General features: G+C 37.3%; 11 protein-coding genes. 10 read left to right on the top strand and 1 reads right to left on the bottom strand.

Annotation, left to right across the window (positions count from 1 at the left end; all coding sequences use genetic code 11):
* Positions 1 to 12: 12 nt before the first annotated feature.
* From bamA to GJU39_RS01000, 5 genes are all read left to right on the top strand, one after another.
* On the top strand, positions 13 to 2,556 hold the full coding sequence (bamA, locus tag GJU39_RS00980; RefSeq protein ID WP_154278816.1) for an outer membrane protein assembly factor BamA: 2,544 nt from the start codon (positions 13 to 15) through the stop codon (positions 2,554 to 2,556).
* 305 nt (positions 2,557 to 2,861) lie between these two features.
* Positions 2,862 to 3,392, top strand: coding sequence for an OmpH family outer membrane protein (locus GJU39_RS00985; RefSeq protein ID WP_154278817.1), 531 nt, complete (start codon positions 2,862 to 2,864; stop codon positions 3,390 to 3,392).
* A gap of 61 nt (positions 3,393 to 3,453) precedes the next feature.
* A complete protein-coding gene (locus GJU39_RS00990; protein ID WP_154278818.1) occupies positions 3,454 to 4,032 on the top strand; it encodes an OmpH family outer membrane protein in 579 nt (192 codons plus the stop codon).
* A 231-nt stretch (positions 4,033 to 4,263) separates the two neighbouring features.
* Entirely contained in the window at positions 4,264 to 5,082 is an 819-nt protein-coding gene (murI, locus tag GJU39_RS00995) for a glutamate racemase (RefSeq protein WP_154278865.1), read from the top strand.
* 186 nt (positions 5,083 to 5,268) lie between these two features.
* A complete protein-coding gene (locus tag GJU39_RS01000) occupies positions 5,269 to 7,170 on the top strand; it encodes an amidophosphoribosyltransferase (RefSeq protein ID WP_154278819.1) in 1,902 nt (633 codons plus the stop codon).
* A gap of 178 nt (positions 7,171 to 7,348) precedes the next feature.
* On the opposite strand, the gene GJU39_RS01005 is transcribed toward GJU39_RS01000, so the two are convergent.
* Positions 7,349 to 7,975, bottom strand: coding sequence for a LysE family translocator (locus GJU39_RS01005; protein WP_154278820.1), 627 nt, complete (start codon positions 7,973 to 7,975; stop codon positions 7,349 to 7,351).
* A gap of 143 nt (positions 7,976 to 8,118) precedes the next feature.
* Between GJU39_RS01005 and GJU39_RS01010 the strand changes: the two genes are divergently transcribed.
* From GJU39_RS01010 to guaA, 5 genes are all read left to right on the top strand, one after another.
* Positions 8,119 to 9,555: an MFS transporter gene (locus GJU39_RS01010; protein ID WP_154278821.1), complete on the top strand. Its 1,437-nt coding sequence runs from the start codon at positions 8,119 to 8,121 to the stop codon at positions 9,553 to 9,555.
* Positions 9,556 to 9,618: 63 nt separating this feature from the next.
* Positions 9,619 to 10,077, top strand: coding sequence for a deoxycytidylate deaminase (locus GJU39_RS01015; RefSeq protein WP_154278822.1), 459 nt, complete (start codon positions 9,619 to 9,621; stop codon positions 10,075 to 10,077).
* Positions 10,078 to 10,215: 138 nt separating this feature from the next.
* A complete protein-coding gene (locus GJU39_RS01020) occupies positions 10,216 to 10,560 on the top strand; it encodes a type II toxin-antitoxin system RelE/ParE family toxin (RefSeq protein WP_342448160.1) in 345 nt (114 codons plus the stop codon).
* 1 nt (position 10,561) lies between these two features.
* A complete protein-coding gene (locus GJU39_RS01025) occupies positions 10,562 to 10,864 on the top strand; it encodes a helix-turn-helix transcriptional regulator (protein ID WP_154278823.1) in 303 nt (100 codons plus the stop codon).
* Positions 10,865 to 11,168: 304 nt separating this feature from the next.
* Positions 11,169 to 12,698, top strand: coding sequence for a glutamine-hydrolyzing GMP synthase (gene guaA / locus GJU39_RS01030; RefSeq protein WP_154278824.1), 1,530 nt, complete (start codon positions 11,169 to 11,171; stop codon positions 12,696 to 12,698).
* Positions 12,699 to 12,744: the final 46 nt, after the last annotated feature.

The raw sequence follows: 12,744 nt of genomic DNA on the forward strand, positions 1-12,744 counted from the left end.
CAAATTATTTTAATGAAAAGAATATTTCAAGTTTTAATCCTATTAGTTTTAGCCACTCCGGCCTTTGCTCAAATACGTCCACAAGGTCAGGCACCGGTAACTCCATCCTTAAAGGTTGGGGGCTTAGACCTGGATTATTTCAGTCCGAAAGAATACATTATCGGTGGTACTACGGTAACCGGCACGCAATATCTGGATAAAGATGTACTCATTACCTTATCCAAATTAACAAAAGGAGATAAGATTGTTCTTCCAGGTGAAGCAACTTCCGATGCTATTAAAACCCTTTGGGCACAGGGATTGTTTGACGATGTTCAAATTAATATCGAAAAATTTGTTCAGGACTCAGTTTATTTTGAAATTGAGGTAGTGGAGCGCCCCCGCTTAAGTTCGATCGACTTAAAAGGAATCAGTAAATCTCAGAGAACAGCTATTCAGGAGAAATTAAACGATAAAACAGGTAAAATTGTCAACGATAACTTATACAATACCACTTCCGCAATTGTAAAGAAGTATATGTTAGATAAAGGTTATTTTTTCACTAAAATAGCTTACAGTACCCGTAAAGATCCAAATGCCGAAAACAGTGTGGTTTTAGAAGCCAACATCGATAAAGGAAGCCGTGTTAAGGTACAACGCATTAACATTACCGGAAATAAAGATTTTAAGGCAGCAAAACTTAGAAAGTTTTTGAAAAGCCCTAAGCAATTTGCGTGGTGGCGTTTTTGGGGTTCTGGAAAATTCTCAAAAGAGAAATATGAAGAGAACAAAGTGAAAATGATGGCCAAGCTACAGGAAAAAGGTTATCGTGATGCAACGCTTTTAAAAGACAGCATTTATCAATACAATAAAAAGAAGGTTAATATCAATATGGATATTTACGAAGGAAAGAAATATTACTTCGGAAATATTAGCTGGGCAGGTAACGCAATTTATCCTGACAGTATATTAAAAAAAGTATTAACAATTGAAAAAGGCGACGTTTTCAGTGAAGAAAGACTGAATAAAAAATTAAATGGCGGTGGCGAGAACGGTGGCGATATCAACAGTATGTATACTGATAACGGTTACTTAACTTTTAATATCGATCCTGTTCAAACTAAAATTTATGGCGATACGGTTGACGTAGAAATGCGCATGTATGAAGGTCCTCAATATGTAAATAACAGAATCACTTTAAAAGGTAATACCATTACCAATGATAAAGTGGTTTTAAGGGAAATTCGTACTAAGCCAGGTCAGAAATTTAATAAAAGTGATTTGATTCGGACCATTCGCGAGATCGGTCAGTTAGGTAATTTTGATGAATCTAAAACGGTGCCTACACCTCGCCCTAATCCGGCCGATGGTACAGTAGATATTGAATATGCTGTTGAAGAAAAACCTTCAGATCAGATTGAACTATCAGGTGGTTTTGGTGGTGGCCGTATCATTGGTACTTTAGGCTTAACCTTCAATAACTTCTCTTTACGTAATTTATTTAACCTTAAAGCTTATAAACCACTTCCAAAAGGAGATGGTCAGAAATTAAGCTTGCGTGGACAGACAAATGGTAAATACTATCAATCATATAGTTTCTCTTTCTCTCAGCCTTGGTTTGGTGGCGAGAAACCAGTAAGTTTTGGTGTGAGTGCATTTACCTCATTACAGTCTAATGGTTTAAACTCGGATGATGGAAGACTTCAAAAAATTCGTTTAAATGGGGTTACTGTTAGTTTGGGCAGAAGATTAAACTGGCCGGATAACTATTTCCAGTTAAGCCATGCAGTGAGTATCCAGCAATATATCCTAAATAATTACGATGGATACTTGTTCAGAAACGGAACATCTTATAATATCAATTTATCTCAGGAGATTAGCCGTGACTCGAGAGATTCACCGATCTTCCCGAAATCTGGTTCATTTATCCGTTTTACCATTCAGGCAACACCTCCATATTCGTTGCTTAACAAAACTAATTATGCTACCGCATCTGATAGGGAGAAATATCGCTTTACAGAATACCACAAATGGAAGTTTGATTCACAATGGTATCAGCGGATTGCCGGGAACTTGGTGGTTAAAGCACAAGCACAATTCGGTTTCTTAGGTCAGTACAATAAAGCAGTAGGACAATCGGCGTTTGAGCGTTTTAAATTAGGTGGTGACGGTATGCAGGGATTTGACTTCTTACAAGGTTCTGAATTGATCGCAATGCGTGGTTATGCAAATAATGCGGTTATACCAAACGGAGCCGATCCTCGGATTGCGCAACAGTCAGGTAGCCCAATCTATACTAAATATGTTTTAGAGCTTCGCTATCCGGTTATTTCAAGTCAGCAGGCAACGGCATTCGTACTGGCTTTTGCAGAGGGCGGTAACACCTGGAACAAATTTGGTGACTTTAATCCCTTTAACGTAAGAAGGTCTGCCGGTATCGGTGCCAGAATTTTCTTACCGATATTTGGTTTACTTGGTATCGATTACGGACATGGATTTGATACCATACCGGGTGTGAGCGAAGGCGGTAAACAAAACTTTACCTTCAGTATTGCCCAACAACTTGGCGGATTCTAAAATATAAGCTAATTATTAAAAAAAAGGGATGTTCGGTTTGAACATCCCTTTTTTTATGAGCTGAATTTTTAAGTAACATGCTGTCTTTTTGAGGTAAAAGCGCATAAAGTTGTAGCGAACTAAGATCAACTGTTCGAATTAATTAAGTAGCATTATCTCAATTGTTAAAAAAAGTTAAATGATTAAGTTTCCTTGGGCTTTAGTTATTTGATAGTATCTTTGTGTAAATTATGTTCAGTAGGTAAAGTAGGCTGGCAGAATTTAAACAGCGTTAGGTTATTAAAACAAGTCATTAATACACACAAATGAAAAAGTATCTTTTAATCGCATTTCTAATTTGTACGTCTTTTGGCGCATTTGCGCAAAAGTTTGCTTATGTAGATACAGAGTACATTTTAAAACAAATGCCAGAATATAAATCGGCATTGAGTCAATTAGAGGTTGCTTCGAAACAATGGCAGCAGCAGGTTGATCAGAATTTTTCTGAGATAGACAGGATGTACAAAGCTTACCAGGCAGACCAGGTTTTGCTAACAGATGATATGCGTAAGCGCAGGGAAAATGAAATTATTGAAAAAGAAAAACAAGCAAAAGAATTTCAACGTCAGAAGTTTGGTCCGGATGGCGATCTTTTTCAAAGCAGAACGAAATTAATTAAACCCATTCAGGAGAAAGTTTCTGATGCAATTAAACAAATTGCAAAAGTAAAGTATCTTGACTTCATTTTTGACAAAAGTAGTGAAGCAACCATGATGATTTATGCAAGCAGTAGTTACGATCTTAGTAATGATGTTGTTGTAAAGTTAGGTTACAAACCAGGAACTGCAAATAATTAGTATATTCGCCCGTTGAAAATTCGAGAAAACAATTAGAAAAATAAAAAAGTAAAATAGAAAGATGAGAAAGTTAATTAACGTATTCTTTGTAGCAGCAGGATTAGTGTTTACAGTGAATATGGCAAGTGCGCAACAAAAATTGGGTCACATTAATTCTGAAGAAGTTTTCGCAAACCTTCCTGAAGCTAAGACGGCTCAAAGTACTCTAGAAACATTAGGTAAACAAAAACAAGCTGATATTGATGCTATGATCAAAGAATATCAGACAAAAATGACAAGTGCTCAAGCTTTGGAAAAAACCCTTAGTGAGGCAAACAAAGAAGCAGTAGGTAAACAATTACAAACTGTTGGTCAGGAATTGCAGGATTTAGAAAAACGAATCACTGATGCCCGTACAAAAGCTTCGCAAGATATCGGTGCTAAACAAGGTGAATTGTTTCAGCCAATTCAGGCTAAAGTTGCAACTGCAATTTCAGCAGTAGCGAAAGAAAAAGGTTTAGCTTACGTTTTCGATATCGCGAACGGCCAGGGCGGTAATAACCTTGTTTTCTGGGAAGGTGGCGATGATATTACTGCTTCAGTTAAAACGAAGTTAGGTATTTCAGCTACTGCTGCAAAACCAGCGGCACCTAAAAAATAGTCTTGAGTCAATCAGTTCGGGGTCGAAAGACTCTTGATAAATTCAAAAGATATTGCGGAATTAAGTTAAACTTAGTTCCGCTTTTTTTTGCAGCAGCATTTAAAAGTTAAGGGTTTTTAAGGTTTAAAAGTTTGATTATGGTGTGTTAAAATATTCCAACTTTACAACAATTCAACTTTACAATGAACATTAAAACTTAACTTTATCACTTTACAATTTTCAATGGCACGCATGCAAAACTCTTCGCCCATAGGTATTTTTGATTCAGGTTATGGTGGATTAACAGTTTTTAGGTCTATTGCGGATCAATTGCCTGACTACAATTATATTTATCTTGGCGACAATGCCCGTTCTCCGTATGGTGATCATTCTTTCGAAACCATTTATAAGTATACGCTGGAATGTGTAGAATGGTTATTTGAACAAGGGTGCCGGTTGGTAATCCTCGCTTGTAACACAGCTTCTGCGAAAGCACTCAGAAGCATCCAGCAAAAAGACTTGCCAGTGAAGTATCCTGATCGGAGGGTACTCGGTGTAATCAGGCCCACTGCCGAGGTAATAGGTGATTTTACCCTATCTAAACAAGTTGGGGTAATGGGGACGAGAGGCACCATCAATTCTGAATCCTATCTTATAGAAATTAATAAGTTTTCCCCTGATATTAAAGTTCACCAGCAAAGTTGCCCAATGTGGGTGCCATTAATTGAAAACAATGAACATTTGCAACCTGGGGCTGATTTCTTCATTAATGAGTATTGCAACAGTTTAATGGAGCAATGTGCAGATATCGATTGTGTGTTGCTGGCCTGTACACATTATCCTTTATTGTTACCTAGATTAAAAACTGTATTTCCAGATTATATTAACATTTTGACACAAGGTGAAATTGTAGCCAATAGCCTGGTTGATTACCTCAGGAGGCATCCTGAAATGGAAGAAAAATTGGGTAAACAGGGCAAAAAATTGTTTTATACGAGTGGTGACACGGCAACTTTTGATTCACATGCATCTATTTTTTTTGGCGAAGAGTTGGTATCTAAACAAATGTAGCTGGGCTTGTCGCGATTAAGGTGCTCTAATTAAACGATTTACTAAACAGAAACGCATTGCGATTTACCGGGCTTGTAATCTACGGCAAAGCTAAAATCAAATTAACCTCTTCGTGACAAAAGAAAATACTTTTGTTTAGGTTGTGAGTATATAAAAGGATAAATTTGCGCCTTCATAACCCACACAATGAGTGATCAGATAAAACACGAATGCGGAATCGCTTTTATTCGCCTGTTAAAACCACTTTCTTACTACCAGCAAAAGTACGGTACAGCACTTTACGGCCTTAACAAATTATATCTTTTAATGGAAAAACAGCATAACCGGGGCCAGGATGGCGCAGGTATTGCAACCATTAAACTGGATATGAAACCAGGCAGTAGGTACATCAGCCGGTACCGGAGCATGGCTTCGAATGCGGTAGCAGATATCTTCGAATACGTTCAGAATAAGTTCGTAGATATTCAAGAAAACACACCTGAATTAATGCAGGATACAGAATGGCTCAAAGACAACGTAAGCTTTATCGGCGAAGTGTTAATGGGTCATTTGCGTTATGGTACGCATGGTAAAAACAGCATCGAAAATTGCCATCCTTTTTTAAGGCAAAACAACTGGATGACGCGTAACCTGGTAATTGCCGGTAACTTCAACATGACCAATGTTGATGAGTTATTGGAACAGTTATATGAGTTGGGTCAGCATCCGAAAGAAAAAGCAGATACGGTAACCGTTCTGGAAAAAATCGGTCACTTCTTAGACGATGAAAATCAGGAACTTTTTGATCAGTACAAAAAAGAAGGACATGATAACGTAGCCATTACGCACAAAATTTCTGACCACCTCGACATTGCGAATATTCTTCGCCGCTCGGCTAAAACCTGGGATGGTGGTTACTCTATATGTGGAATGGTTGGTAACGGTGATTCGTTCATTATGCGTGATCCGGCAGGTATTCGCCCGGCTTACTACTATTATGATGATGAAATAGTTGTAGCGGCATCAGAAAGACCGGCATTGCAAACTGCATTTAATATCCAGTTTAAAGATGTGAAAGAGATTGATCCGGGGCATGCCTTGATCATTAAGAAAAACGGGGAGGTGAGCATGGAGCAATTCCGCGAACCTACCGAGCGATTATCCTGTTCTTTCGAACGCATTTATTTCTCTAAAGGAAGTGATGTAGAAATTTATCGCGAACGTAAACAGTTAGGTCGTTTATTAAGCGAAAAAATTCTTCAGTCTGTTAATTACGATTTGAAAAATACAGTATTCTCTTTCATTCCAAATACCGCTGAGGTTGCCTTTTTCGGAATGGTAGAAGGCGTTCAGCAGTATGTACGGAAACATCAAAAGGATACGCTTTTACACCGTAAGGAGCAGTTAACAGATGAACAACTGGATGATTTGCTTTCAATGGCGCCAAGGGTTGAGAAATTAGCAGTTAAGGATGTGAAGCTGAGAACCTTCATCACCCAGGATGCAGACCGGAGTGAAATGGTTGCGCACGTTTACGATACTACTTACGGAATTATCAATAACCACAAAGATACATTAGTAGCGCTTGATGATTCGATTGTGCGCGGAACGACGTTGAAGCAAAGTATTATTAAGATCGTAGATCGTTTACATCCCAAGAAGATCATTATTGTTTCTTCTGCACCTCAGATCCGTTATCCGGATTGTTATGGGATTGATATGAGTAGAATGGGCCAGTTTGTGGCGTTCGATGCTGCAATACAATTGCTTACCGAAAGAGGGATGTGGCAAGTAATTGAAGATGTTTACACGAAATGTAAAGCTTCATTATTGCTTCCGAAAGAGCAAATTGTAAATCACGTAAAAGAGATCTATAAACCGTTTACACCTGAAGAAATTTCGGCGAAAATTGCACAGATTATTACGCCTAAAGGCACTGTAGCTGAGGTTGAAGTGATTTACCAAAGTTTAGAAAATCTTCATGAAGCTTGTCCGAAGAACAAAGGAGATTGGTATTTCTCTGGTAACTATCCAACTCCCGGCGGTAACAAAGTAGTAAACAAAGCTTTTGTAAACTGGAAAGAGGGAAATAATCAAAGGGCTTATTAAACACCAAATCTCTTTAGGAGAATAAAATATCAAATGGCTCATATGAAGATATGGGCCATTTTTGTTGATGGCAGGCTTGCATAGTCATTATCCAACGAATCGTCATGCTGAATTTAGTTCAGCACCTTTCTGTGTTAAGATCCTGAAACAAGTTCAGGAAGGCGACCATTGAAAAATCTTAAGCGTAAAACTGAATATAAGTTTTGTAGATCAGCCAGAAGGCGAAAAATATAATGATAACTCCTGCAATCTTATTCAATGTTTTAAGCGCATCCTCTTTAATCTTGTACCGAAGTTTGCTTGAATAAAAACTCTTCGTTGCATCGATGCTTAATTGAGTCACCATGGCGATGAAAAAGCATACAAGTTTCTCATTCAGCATGTTATTAAGTTTTACGGATATGATTCCACTTACGATAATCCAGAACATCAATGTGGAAGGAGTAAGGATACACATCAAAAATCCTTTCAATACGTAACTTCGTTTGCTAACTTTTTGAAGTGTTGAACTATCATAATGAACCTTTATTTTTGAAACCAGATAATAGATTCCGACTGCCAGCAAAAAAACGCCGCCAATAGCACCAACATATTTATCAAAACTTGCTTTGTAATCGACGAACTGGCTTCCAAAAACAACCAGTGCAATTAATATTATATCGCTAATTATAACCCCAATAGCCAAAGAAAACCCTGCCATAAAGCCTCTTTCTATACTGGTTTTTATCATTGCAAAGAATACCGGACCTGTTAAAAACGACGAAATAATCCCTGCCCCAATACCTAATAATATGGCTTCAAACATGTATTGTATTGTTTATAATATGCGAATATGCAACTTTATACCTAAACATGTAACATTTATTTTTGTTGCATAAGTTGCATAAAAGTTATCCGTTTATTGTTTTTTTTTAATTATGTTTAGCCCCACTAAAACTAATTTTAAAAATGAGTTCAGAACAAACACAGACCAAATGGGGCCAGTTTATTCCTCTAGTCACGGTATTCTTTTTTTGGGGCTTTGTTGCTGCAAGTAATGATATCTTAATTCCGGTATTTAAAAAAGCTTTTGATCTTTCGCAGGCTGAAAGTCAGCTGGTTTCCTTAGCATTTTACATTGCATACACTGTTGGTGCTTTAATTTATAATGGTATATCTGTTTTAATGAAACAAGATATTGTAAATAAGTTGGGCTATAAAAATTCTTTAGCGCTTGGTTTGGTTATTTCTGCAGTAGGTACTTTATTGTTTTATCCAGCAGCAAATCTTCACTCATTCCCATTAATGCTTTCAGGTTTATTTATTGTGGCGTTAGGTTTTTCATTGCAACAAACCGTTGCAAATCCATTAGCAATTGCTTTGGGGCCGATAAGGACGGGTTCTCAACGTTTAACCCTGGCAGGTGGTATCAACAACTTTGGTACTACAATTGGACCTTTGGTGGTTAGTTTCGCAATTTTTGGTTCAGCAGCTAATGCAACGTCAGATATTAGTATTGAAAGTGTTAAAATTCCTTATTTAATTCTAGGTGTTGCATTTATTGCAGTGGCTATTTTCCTGAAATTATCTTCCTTGCCTGATAGACCAGCTTTGGTTGAAGCTTCGTTAGATGATAGTAAATCGATTAAGGGATCTGCTTTAAAATATCCACAATTGGTTTTGGGAATGATTGCAATATTTGTTTATGTAGGGGTTGAAGTTTCGACAGCGAGTAATTTGCCTGCCTATATGGAGAAAGATTTAGGTTTTGCACTTCACGATATTGCCCCTTACATCTCCCTTTATTGGGCAAGTATGATGATTGGCCGCTGGACTGGTGCTGTAGAAGCTTTTACCGATAACGTAGGTATTCAAAAGATTTTAAGATTTGTAGCGCCATATTTAGCATTTGGTATTTTCTTAGCCGTTAATGCAATTGCTGATCATGACTTAGCTCCGTTTTATGTGTATGGATTAATTATTTTGGTTTTGATTGCTGCTGATATGGCGAGTAAAGGTAATCCTGCCAGGATGTTATTAATTTTTTCTGTCATTGGTATCCTAGCATTATTAATAGGGATGTTTACAAAAGGTATGGTGAGTGTTTATGCCATTACAAGTGTTGGTTTGTTCTGTAGCACATTATGGCCTTGTATTTTTACTTTGGCTGTCAGCGGGCTAGGTAAGCACACTAGTCAGGGTAGTAGTTTCTTAATTATGATGATCATGGGTGGTGGTATCATTAGTTGGCTTCAAGGAGCCGTATCTGAATTTACGGGTATTCAATACAGTTATGTAGTTGGTATTATTTGCTTCGCTTACCTTGCATTTTATGCCTGGAGAGTGAGCGGCATATTAAGATCTCAAGGAATTAGTTTTGATAAAAAACTTTCTGGCGGACATTAATATTAATTAAAGTAATTTTGCAGCCACAGTGATCATTCGCTGTGGCTTTTTTATTGATAGGAAATGACGGATAAATTAAGTTTCGATACCATTTTTATGAATCTGGCTACTGATCTGGCTGCCCGTTCTCATTGTGTTCGTGCTCACGTTGGCGCCGTGCTCACTAAAGACACACGGATTATTTCTATTGGTTACAATGGTCCTCCGGCAGGAACACATAATTGTGACGAAGAATGGCCGGGGCAGGGTTGCGCGAGAGATAGTAAAGGAAGTTGCTCACTTGCATTACATGCAGAAGAAAATGCCATTCTCTATGCATCAAAGAATGGATCTAGAATTGAAGGCTGTACATTATATACCACCTTATCTCCTTGTATTGCCTGCGCAAGGTTAATTTTGTCTTCTGGCATTAAGCTGGTTTATTATTCAAAATCTTATGCGGCTTATAAAGGCTTACCCAGTGATGAAGGAGTGGATTTTTTGAGAAAATTTGGCGTTGAAGTGAAGTTGTTTGGTTCTTAACCAGATTATTTGTTGACTGTTCTTTTTCTTCATGATATATGACTTATCCTAGGTTCTTTAGTTTTTAGATATTAATAGGTTTTTAAGAGACCACTGAAAAAACTTGTATATTGATAACTTTTAAGTTAACTTTGATGGGTGGATAGCCAACGACAAATTATTTTTCATGAACATTATTTTATAAAGTTCTTTACAGAGCAAAGTGGAAAGGTGCAAGAAAAAATTGAATATGTTTTCAAGCTTCTAAAAACCGTTCAAAATGTTCCGAAAAAATTTCTTCAGCACATGACAGGAACCGATGGGCTTTATGAAATAAGAATTGAGGTTGAAAGTAATATCTACCGGATATTTTGTTGTTTTGATAAAGGAAATTTGGTAGTGCTGTTTAACTGCTTTCAAAAGAAATCTCAAAAAACACCCAGAATGGAGATTGAATTGGCATTGAAATTAAAAGACAGTTATTTTAAATCTAAAAACAAATGAAATGAATAAAGAAATAACAAACGCTAAAAACTTTGACGAGTTATTGGATCTAAAATACGGAAAAATCGGCGCTGAGAAAAGAGATCAGTTTGAAGAAAAGGCACAGTATTTTGTGATCAGTGAAATGTTAAAGGAAGCACGTAAAGAGGCGAATATGACCCAGGAGCAGCTTGCTGAAAAAGTAGGAACGAAGAAAAGTTATATTTCTCGACTTGAAAATGGGAAATGTGATATCCAACTTTCAACGCTTTATAGAATTTTTGAATTTGGACTTGGCAAGCGCGTAAGTTTATTGTTTGGATAAGAATGATAATCTATTATAACAACGATGACTCTATCCGTATTCTCTTATAAAATCTACCTGGCTTTTATAAGCTCTGGCAATTCACTTTTAAGTTTCTTAATTAGAGGTACTTGGTATTGTTACCCGGCTACAGCATTTAAGTTTATATAAAAATTTAAATAATCAGCAAGTGATTCAAATCATTTGCTGGTGGTAAAAAAAATATCTGCAATACCAATCAAGTGGATTAAAAATCGTTTGGTAGAATTTCTTTAAAATCTAAAATCTATCTCCCAAATCTCGTATCTAATTGGTAACTTTGCGGATGCTAGAAAAAATCATTATCGTCGATTTTGGTTCGCAATTTACACAACTCATCGCCCGTAGAGTTCGCGAACTAAATATTTACTGTGAAATATATCCATTCAACAATCTTCCCGAGATTACCGAAGATGTAAAAGGCGTTATCTTTTCAGGTAGCCCGTACTCTGTTCGTCAGGATGATGCACCTCAAATAGACTTATCAAAATACCATACAAAATATCCTTTATTAGCCGTTTGTTACGGTGCCCAATATATTGCCCAGCTTTCTGGCGGAGATGTACAGCCATCATCCTCTCGTGAGTATGGCCGTGCAAACTTAAGTTTCGTTAACCAGGAAAATAAATTATTTAAAGGAATCAATATCGATTCTCAGGTTTGGATGAGCCACGGCGATACCATTACCAGTATTCCAGATAATTTTGAATTAATTGCCAGTACCGACAGCGTCAAAGTTGCAGCTTATCACATTAAGGATTCAAATACTTACGCCATTCAGTTTCACCCTGAAGTAACCCACAGTATTGATGGAAAGGTTCTTTTAGAAAATTTCCTGGTTGACATTTGCGGATGTAGTCAGGATTGGACTTCAGCAGCTTTTGTTGATACCACAATTGCTGATATCAAGGCTACGGTAGGGAATGATAAAGTTGTTTTAGCCCTTTCTGGTGGTGTAGATAGCAGTGTTGCTGCAGTTTTATTGCATAAAGCCATCGGCACAAACTTGCATTGTATATTTGTAGATAATGGTTTACTGCGCAAAAACGAATATGAAAGTGTTCTGGAACAATACAAAGACTTTGGCCTTAATATTAAAGGTGTAAATGCTAAAGATAAATTCCTGGGCCAATTGGCAGGAGTAGAAGATCCGGAGCAGAAACGTAAAATTATCGGACGTGTATTTATCGAAGTTTTTGATGAAGAATCGCATTTAATTCAAGATGTGAAATGGTTAGCTCAGGGAACAATTTATCCTGATATTATCGAGTCTGTATCTGTAAATGGACCATCAGCTACCATCAAATCGCATCATAATGTGGGTGGATTACCTGACTTCATGAAACTTAAAGTGGTAGAGCCGCTTAAAACTTTGTTTAAAGACGAAGTGAGAAGAGTGGGTAAAGCTTTGGGTTTGGAAACTTTTATTTTAGGCAGACACCCGTTCCCGGGACCAGGTTTAGGCATTCGTATTATTGGAGAGGTTACGCCAGAAAAAGTAGCGATACTCCAAGATGCTGATAAGATCTACATTGATAATTTAAAGGAAGCTGGTCTTTACGATCAGGTTTGGCAAGCCGGTGCAATCTTTCTGCCTGTGCGATCTGTAGGGGTAATGGGCGATGAGCGCACCTATGAAAATGTTATTGCCTTAAGAGCAGTAGAATCACTTGATGGTATGACTGCAGACTGGTGCCATTTACCTTATCCGGTATTGGCTAAAATCTCTAACGAAATTATCAATAAAGTTAAAGGTATTAACAGGGTTGTATACGATATCAGCTCTAAACCACCTGCAACAATCGAGTGGGAATAAAAATTAGTTCAGAGTCTTGAGTCCTAAGTCGGGAGTCATTTTAAAG

Origin of the sequence: Pedobacter petrophilus, assembly GCF_009674725.1 — a bacterium.
Lineage (GTDB): Bacteria > Bacteroidota > Bacteroidia > Sphingobacteriales > Sphingobacteriaceae > Pedobacter > Pedobacter petrophilus.

Coding starts and splice junctions, on each gene's coding strand:
- bamA (WP_154278816.1), top strand. CDS start 13: ATGAAAAGAATATTTCAAGTTTTAATCCTATTAGTTTTAGCCACTCCG.
- GJU39_RS00985 (WP_154278817.1), top strand. CDS start 2,862: ATGAAAAAGTATCTTTTAATCGCATTTCTAATTTGTACGTCTTTTGGC.
- GJU39_RS00990 (WP_154278818.1), top strand. CDS start 3,454: ATGAGAAAGTTAATTAACGTATTCTTTGTAGCAGCAGGATTAGTGTTT.
- murI (WP_154278865.1), top strand. CDS start 4,264: ATGCAAAACTCTTCGCCCATAGGTATTTTTGATTCAGGTTATGGTGGA.
- GJU39_RS01000 (WP_154278819.1), top strand. CDS start 5,269: ATGAGTGATCAGATAAAACACGAATGCGGAATCGCTTTTATTCGCCTG.
- GJU39_RS01005 (WP_154278820.1), bottom strand. CDS start 7,975: ATGTTTGAAGCCATATTATTAGGTATTGGGGCAGGGATTATTTCGTCG.
- GJU39_RS01010 (WP_154278821.1), top strand. CDS start 8,119: ATGAGTTCAGAACAAACACAGACCAAATGGGGCCAGTTTATTCCTCTA.
- GJU39_RS01015 (WP_154278822.1), top strand. CDS start 9,619: ATGACGGATAAATTAAGTTTCGATACCATTTTTATGAATCTGGCTACT.
- GJU39_RS01025 (WP_154278823.1), top strand. CDS start 10,562: ATGAATAAAGAAATAACAAACGCTAAAAACTTTGACGAGTTATTGGAT.
- guaA (WP_154278824.1), top strand. CDS start 11,169: ATGCTAGAAAAAATCATTATCGTCGATTTTGGTTCGCAATTTACACAA.